Genomic DNA, 7,093 nt, shown 5'->3' with positions numbered 1-7,093 from the left:
GTGTAAATCGCAGTGCGGACGTAATCGGGATATTTGAAGTAGGCCGATAGGGTTGGCCATTTGCCCCGCCAAGACTTGATCACCATTGGATATTTCTCGCCCCATTTGGCTTCCAGTTCATCGAGTGCGATTTCTGCGGCGTTCAGCGTTGCAGCCTTGTAGACGGGCTTCAGATCAGCCATGAAGGCTTTCTGGTTTTTCGATGCGACATACTTCAGCGAGTTGCGGATCTGGTGAATCACGCAATGCTGGATTTCCGTTTTCGGGTAAATGCTCTCGATGGCTTCCGGGAAGCCTTTCAGGCCATCTACACAGGCGATCAGGATGTCCTTAACGCCACGATTGTAGAGGTCTGTCAGCACGGAGAGCCAGTGATGGGCGCCTTCCTGGTCGGACAGATACAGGCCAAGCAGCTCCTTCTTTCCCTCGATGTTCAGGGCGAGAATGGTGTAGATGGCCTTGCTGACGTAACGCCCGTTTTCCTTGATTTTGTAGTGAATGGCGTCAAGCCAGACAATTGGATAGATGACTTCAAGATCACGCTCTCGCCATGCCTGTAGCTCTGGCAGAAGTTTGTCGGTGACAGCATTGATGGTGCCGTTGGACAGCTCAATATCATATAACTCAGCAATGTGAGCGCGGATGTCCTGGTAGCTGTTGCCGAGCGCAAACAGGGCCAGGATTTTGCGCTCCAGCTCATCGGTCAGGTGCGTCTGGTGTTTCTTGATAAGCTGGGGCTCGAAGGTGCCGCTGCGGTCACGGGGCGTCTTCAATTCGAAGCTGCCGACGGGGCCTTTCATGGTCTTGCCAGTCGTGCCGTTCTTGCGGTTCGGCGTGGCTTCTTTGGCAAGATGATTGTCCAACTCAGCCTGCATGGCGGCTTCGGTGAGTTGCTTGATCAACGGCGTGAGAATGCCGTCTTTACCGGTCAAATCCTGGCCGTCACGCAGGGCTTGCAGGGCGGCGTCAATGTCGAATGTGGGTTTGCTCATGGTTCACCTCTCTGATGAGTAGATTAAAGAGGTGACACAGAATTATGAACACTACCCGCCAAGATGGCACAACGTGAATCGCTAAGCTTCCAAAGCAATCCGTTTGTTTTTGTAACCCGGGATGGGTTTGGGATTGCGGCTTTGCCGCAAATGCCTACAACAACAAAAACAGCTCACAGAATAAAAACAAAAATACCATTGGGGGGAGTTTCTACTCCCCTTGAGCTTTCTCTCCCTGATACATTCAAATCCCCAGCAAATCAAGCTAGAATGCCGCATTCATTTATTCCCTGCAGCCTTGGGCGCAAAGGGTAACCTTATGCTGGTGGATAACCCGCACCTATGATTCGCAAAATCCTGCAAAAACTACCAACGCCATTTGGCCGCCAGACACGTCAGCGCACAACGCCTCAGGTCATTGCCGCCAGCCAGCATAATCTGCACCCCCGCCGTATCAGCCGGCATGCCGTCAGTGTGGTTGAGCAATTGCAACGCGCCGGTTACGAGGCCTACCTGGTCGGGGGCTGCGTGCGTGACTTGCTGCTGGATATCGTGCCCAAGGATTTCGATGTGGCCACCAGCGCCACCCCGGAAGAAGTCCGCGCCACTTTTCGCAATGCCCGCCTGATTGGCCGCCGTTTCAAACTGGCGCATGTGCGTTTTGGCCGTGAAATCATCGAAGTCGCCACCTTCCGTGCCAGTCATGACAGTGACAGCGACAGTGAGAATCTCGATGACTCAGAGCTGTCACGGCAAAGTGAAAGCGGTCGCCTGCTGCGCGACAACGTCTATGGCAATTTCGAAGAAGATGCCCAGCGCCGGGACTTCACCATCAATGCGCTCTACTACAACCCGACTGATGGCCATATTCATGACTTTGCCAATGGCATTCATGATGTGAGAAACCGCCAGGTCCGCCTGATCGGCGATCCGGTACGCCGCTACCAGGAAGACCCGGTGCGGATGCTGCGGGCTGTGCGCTTTGCTGCCAAACTGGATTTCGATATTGAACCGCACAGTGCCGAACCAATTTTCGAGTTGTCCGAATTACTGCACGACATTCCGCCCGCACGCCTGTTCGATGAGGTGCTAAAGCTGCTTATGAGTGGCCAGGGTGAATTGACCTTCGAGCTACTGCGTGAGCATGACCTGTTTTCACCCCTGTTTCCGGATACCGAAGAAGCCATTGAGGCCAATCCCGATTACTCACTGGCCCTGATCCGACAGGCCCTGCGCAATACCGACCTGCGCATCCGTGAAGACCGTCCGGTAACCCCTGCCTTCCTGTTCGCCGCCCTGCTCTGGCCAGCACTGCCTGAGCGCGTCAAGGCACTGGAAGACAAGGGCATCCCAACCATTCCAGCACAACAGCAGGCCGCCCAGGAGCTGCTCGCCGAGCAATGCCGACATACCGCGATACCCAAGCGGTTCACCATACCGCTGCGCGAAATATGGGATATGCAGCCGCGCCTGGAGCGCCGTAGCGGGCGCCGCGCCGACCAGTTGCTGGAACACCCGCGTTTCCGGGCTGCCTATGATTTTCTGCTGCTCCGCGAAACTACCGGCGAGCAAACCCAGGGCCTGGGTGACTGGTGGACCCGGTACCAGGACGCCAACGAGGACCAGCGCCGGCAGATGATCCGCGAGCTGGGCAGTGAAGGCGCCGGCAAGCGTTCACGGGGGCGACGTAAACGCAAACCCCGTGCACCTCGCACCGGCGACTGACATGCCGCGCTGCTATATCGGCCTTGGCAGCAATCAGGCCAACCCCGAGAGGCAACTGCAGCAGGCATTCAACGCCCTGGCCATGCTGACACAAAGCGAACTGGTCGCCCGTTCGAGCCTGTATCGGAGTGCCCCCATGGGTCCGCAAGAGCAACCCGACTACGTCAATGCTGTCGCCTGTCTGGATACAGCGCTGGCGCCGCTGGCATTGCTGGATCAGTTGCAGGCCATAGAACAGCTGCATGGCCGCGAACGCAAGGCCGAGCGTTGGGGGCCGCGGACACTGGATCTGGACTTGCTGCTGTACGACCAACTGAGCATCGACCTACCCCGCCTTACAGTGCCACACTATGGCCTGCAATATCGCGATTTCGTCCTGCAACCCCTGGCCGAGCTGGAGCCGGAAATGGTACTACCCAACGGCTGTCGAGTTGCCGAGCTATTGCAACAATGCCAAAGCCATGGCTTGCAGCGGCTGAATCCGCCCGAGCCATGAATGACCATGCAGCAGATTGATTGGTCACCATCGCCGCCACCGCAGGATCGGCACTATACTGCGCAAAGTGGTAGCATGCTGCGCCGGTTGACCGGTCACCCCACAACCCAAGACATCTCGCCTCAGTGAGGCCGAATTATTGGAAGCCACCATGCCTGATGTAAACCTGACAACGCTGTACAAGCTCAAGCAATCTGCAGAAAAGATTGTCTGCCTGACGGCCTATGATGCCACCTTCGCCCATCTGGAAAGCCAGGCCGGAGTCGAGGTCATCCTGGTCGGTGACTCTCTGGGTATGGTGCTGCAAGGGCATGACAGCACGCTGCCGGTCACGGTTGCGGATATGGCCTACCACACCCGGTCAGTAAAACGCGGCAACCGTGGTGCGTTGATCATGGCTGATCTGCCCTTTATGGCTTACGCCACCCTGGAGCAGACTCTGAACAACAGCGCCGCACTGATGCAGGCAGGTGCCCATATGGTCAAACTGGAAGGCGCCGGCTGGCTGGCCGAGAACATCACGGCACTGGTACAGCGTGGCATTCCGGTCTGTGCTCACCTCGGTCTGACGCCACAAACAGTCAATGTGCTGGGTGGCTACAAGGTGCAAGGGCGTGAGCAGGCTCAGGCTGACACCTTGCTGGCAGACGCCGTGGCTCTGGAAGCCGCAGGTGCCAGCATGCTGCTGCTGGAATGTGTACCCAGTGATCTGGCCACCCGGATCAGCCAGAGCGTCAAGGTGCCGGTGATAGGCATTGGTGCCGGTAGCGGTACCGACGGTCAGGTGCTGGTGGTACACGACATGCTTGGCCTGTCGATCAGTGGACGCCTGCCACGTTTCGTGAAGAACTTCATGACCGAGACAGCGGATATACCCGCTGCCATCAAGGCTTATGTCGACGCCGTCAAGGCGGTCGAATTCCCCGCCCGCGAACACGAGTTCTGAACACAATGAATACCGTGCACAGCATTGCTCAGGTGCGCGCGGCCGTTTCCCGTGCGCGTGAAGAAGGCAAACGCATCGGCCTGGTGCCGACCATGGGCAACCTGCATGCCGGGCATATCGCCCTGGTTCGCACTGCCCTGGCACGTGGCGACTTTGTCGTCGTCAGTATCTTCGTCAACCCGATGCAATTCGGCCCCAATGAGGATCTCGACAGCTACCCGCGCACCCTGAGTGAAGACCAGGCCAAACTGTTTGACGCTGGCGCGCACCTGCTTTTCGCGCCAAATGCCACCGAGATGTACCCGGACGGCCTGAATGGCCATACCCAGGTCAGCGTTCCTGTGGTGTCTGAAGGGCTCTGTGGCGGTAGTCGCCCGGGCCACTTCAACGGCGTGGCGACCGTGGTCAGCAAGCTGTTCAATATCGTCCAGCCAGATCTTGCGGTATTTGGCGAGAAGGATTACCAGCAATTGGCCGTCATTCGCAAAATGACCCAGGACCTGTCGCTGCCGGTGCATATCGTCGGCGAGCCCACCTGCCGTGCCGAGGATGGCCTGGCACTGTCGTCGCGCAACGGCTACCTGACCCCCAGACAGCGTCAGCAGGCACCTTTGCTGTACCAACAACTGCAGCAGATTGCTGCGGCAGTACAGAGCGGTCGACGCGATTATGCCGCCATCATTGAGACGGCCCGCCACAGCCTGGAAAGTGCAGGCTTCACAGCAGATTACCTCGACCTGCGCGATGCCGACAGCCTGGCTGCCATTGGCCCGGATACCCGGACCGGGGTTGCTCTTGCCGCCGCTTTTCTGGGCAAAACCCGCCTGATCGACAACCTGCGTTTCAGCATGCGACCAAAGCAGGGTTGAATTGCCGGCCATTAGGGTCAATCCTGTAGGGAACAGCCATGCGCGACCGCCTGCGGTCGCGCTATCGCCGACAACAACAAGAGCGAGCCGAGCATGTACCCGAAAGAGCTTCACCCGGTCACCGATCAGGTCCGAGAGTCCGCCCATCTGGATGAGGCCGGCTATCAGGCCATGTACCGCGCATCCATTGAGCAACCCGAGCAATTCTGGGCCGAGCAGGCCGAACGTTTTCTGACCTGGGAGCACCCCTGGCATACCGTCAGTGACTGCGATTTCAGGCAAGGCCAGGCCGCCTGGTTCATTGGTGGCAAGCTGAATGTCAGCGTCAACTGCATCGACCGTCACCTGTCCAGCCGGGGAGAACAGACCGCAATCATCTGGGAAGGTGACGAACCGACCGACGATGCGCGCATCAGCTACCGCGAATTGCATGAAAAAGTCTGCCGCCTGGCCAATGTGCTGAAAAGTCGCGGCGTCAAAAAGGGTGACCGGGTGTGTCTGTACATGCCCATGGTGCCCGAAGCGGCCTATGCCATGCTCGCGTGCGCCCGCATCGGTGCCGTCCACTCGGTGGTCTTCGGTGGCTTTTCGCCCGATGCAGTACGTGACCGTATCCTCGATGCCGACTGCCAGACCGTGATTACCGCCGATTACGGCGTGCGCGGTGGCAAGCCGGTACCGCTCAAGGCCAATGTGGATAAAGCCCTGGCCAAATGTCCCAATGTGCATAGCGTCATCACCGTGCGCCGCACCGGTGAAACCATCGACTGGGATACAACCCGAGATCTCTGGTACCACGAAGCGATCGAGCAGGTCAGTGCCGACTGTGCGCCAGAACCGATGGACAGCGAAGATCCGCTCTTTATTCTTTACACCTCCGGCTCCACCGGCAAACCCAAGGGCGTGCTGCATACCACCGGTGGCTACCTGCTCAGCGCCGCCATGACCCATCACTATGTGTTCGACTACAAACCCGGCGAAATTTACTGGTGCACGGCCGATGTCGGCTGGATCACCGGGCACAGCTATATCGTCTATGGCCCACTGTGCAACGGTGCCACCACGCTGATGTTCGAGGGGGTGCCGACTTATCCGGATGCTTCGCGCTGCTGGCAGGTGGTCGACAAGCATCAGGTGAATATTTTCTACACCGCCCCCACGGCCATTCGCGCGCTGATGGCCAAGGGCAACGAGTTCGTTACCTCCTGCCAGCGCAGCAGCCTGCGCCTTCTGGGCACTGTGGGTGAACCCATCAACCCGGAAGCCTGGGAATGGTATTACCACGTCGTCGGCGACTCACGTTGCCCGGTTGTGGATACCTGGTGGCAGACCGAGACCGGCGCCATCATGATTACGCCCCTGCCCGGCGCCACCGACCTCAAGCCGGGCTCGGCAACCCGCCCCTTCTTTGGTGTGGAACCGGCGCTGATGGACCCTGACGGCAAGGAATTGCAGGGTGCTGCCAGCGGCAACCTGGTGCTCAAGCGCAGTTGGCCGAGCCAGATTCGCACCGTCTATGGTGATCATCAGCGTCTGGTCGACACCTATTTCAGTGCCTACCCCGGCCTTTATTTTACCGGCGATGGGGCTCGGCGCGATGAGGACGGTTACTACTGGATCACCGGCCGGGTAGATGATGTACTCAACGTTTCTGGCCACCGCATAGGCACCGCCGAAGTGGAAAGCGCACTGGTTCTGCATGATTCAGTCGCCGAAGCAGCTGTAGTGGGTTGTCCGCATGACATCAAGGGCCAGGCCATCTATGCCTACGTGATGCCGATGCATGATGTCGAACCCAGTGATGCCCTGATCAGCGAACTCAAGGCCTTTGTTGCCGAGCAGGTGGGCGGCTTTGCCAAGCCGGAATTTATCCAGTGGACGCCGGGGCTGCCAAAAACCCGCTCGGGCAAGATCATGCGACGTATCCTGCGCAAAATTGCCGAAGATGAACTGGAGAGCCTTGGTGATACCTCAACCCTGGCTGATCCGGCAGTCGTCGAGGAATTGATTGCCCATCGACTCAACCGCGCCTGAGGCTGTGAACAAAATGGTCGCTGACGTTGCC

At 58.5% G+C, this 7,093-nt stretch carries 6 protein-coding genes; 5 read left to right on the top strand and 1 reads right to left on the bottom strand.

What is annotated here, in order from left to right; translation table 11 throughout:
• The coding region (locus BLU07_RS17930; protein ID WP_092389458.1) for an IS256 family transposase at positions 1–992 on the bottom strand (992 nt) is incomplete at its 3' end.
• Positions 993–1,334: 342 nt separating this feature from the next.
• On the opposite strand from BLU07_RS17930, the gene BLU07_RS17505 reads away from it, so the two are divergent.
• The 5 genes from BLU07_RS17505 (at position 1,335) to acs (ending at position 7,062) form a co-directional block, all read left to right on the top strand.
• On the top strand, positions 1,335–2,717 hold the full coding sequence (locus BLU07_RS17505) for a polynucleotide adenylyltransferase PcnB (protein WP_092389456.1): 1,383 nt from the start codon (positions 1,335–1,337) through the stop codon (positions 2,715–2,717).
• A 1-nt stretch (position 2,718) separates the two neighbouring features.
• On the top strand, positions 2,719–3,213 hold the full coding sequence (gene folK, locus BLU07_RS17500; RefSeq protein WP_092389454.1) for a 2-amino-4-hydroxy-6-hydroxymethyldihydropteridine diphosphokinase: 495 nt from the start codon (positions 2,719–2,721) through the stop codon (positions 3,211–3,213).
• Between the two features lie 151 nt (positions 3,214–3,364).
• On the top strand, positions 3,365–4,159 hold the full coding sequence (gene panB, locus BLU07_RS17495) for a 3-methyl-2-oxobutanoate hydroxymethyltransferase (protein ID WP_092389452.1): 795 nt from the start codon (positions 3,365–3,367) through the stop codon (positions 4,157–4,159).
• A gap of 5 nt (positions 4,160–4,164) precedes the next feature.
• Positions 4,165–5,028, top strand: a complete 864-nt coding sequence (panC, locus tag BLU07_RS17490; protein ID WP_092389450.1) for a pantoate--beta-alanine ligase — start codon at positions 4,165–4,167, stop codon at positions 5,026–5,028.
• A gap of 93 nt (positions 5,029–5,121) precedes the next feature.
• Positions 5,122–7,062: an acetate--CoA ligase gene (acs, locus tag BLU07_RS17485; protein ID WP_092389448.1), complete on the top strand. Its 1,941-nt coding sequence runs from the start codon at positions 5,122–5,124 to the stop codon at positions 7,060–7,062.
• Positions 7,063–7,093 lie beyond the last annotated feature (31 nt).

It is taken from the genome of Halopseudomonas salegens, from assembly GCF_900105655.1.
GTDB lineage: Bacteria > Pseudomonadota > Gammaproteobacteria > Pseudomonadales > Pseudomonadaceae > Halopseudomonas > Halopseudomonas salegens.
The sequence above is the reverse complement of the archived record's forward strand: the minus strand, read 5'-3'. Positions and strand labels throughout refer to the sequence as shown.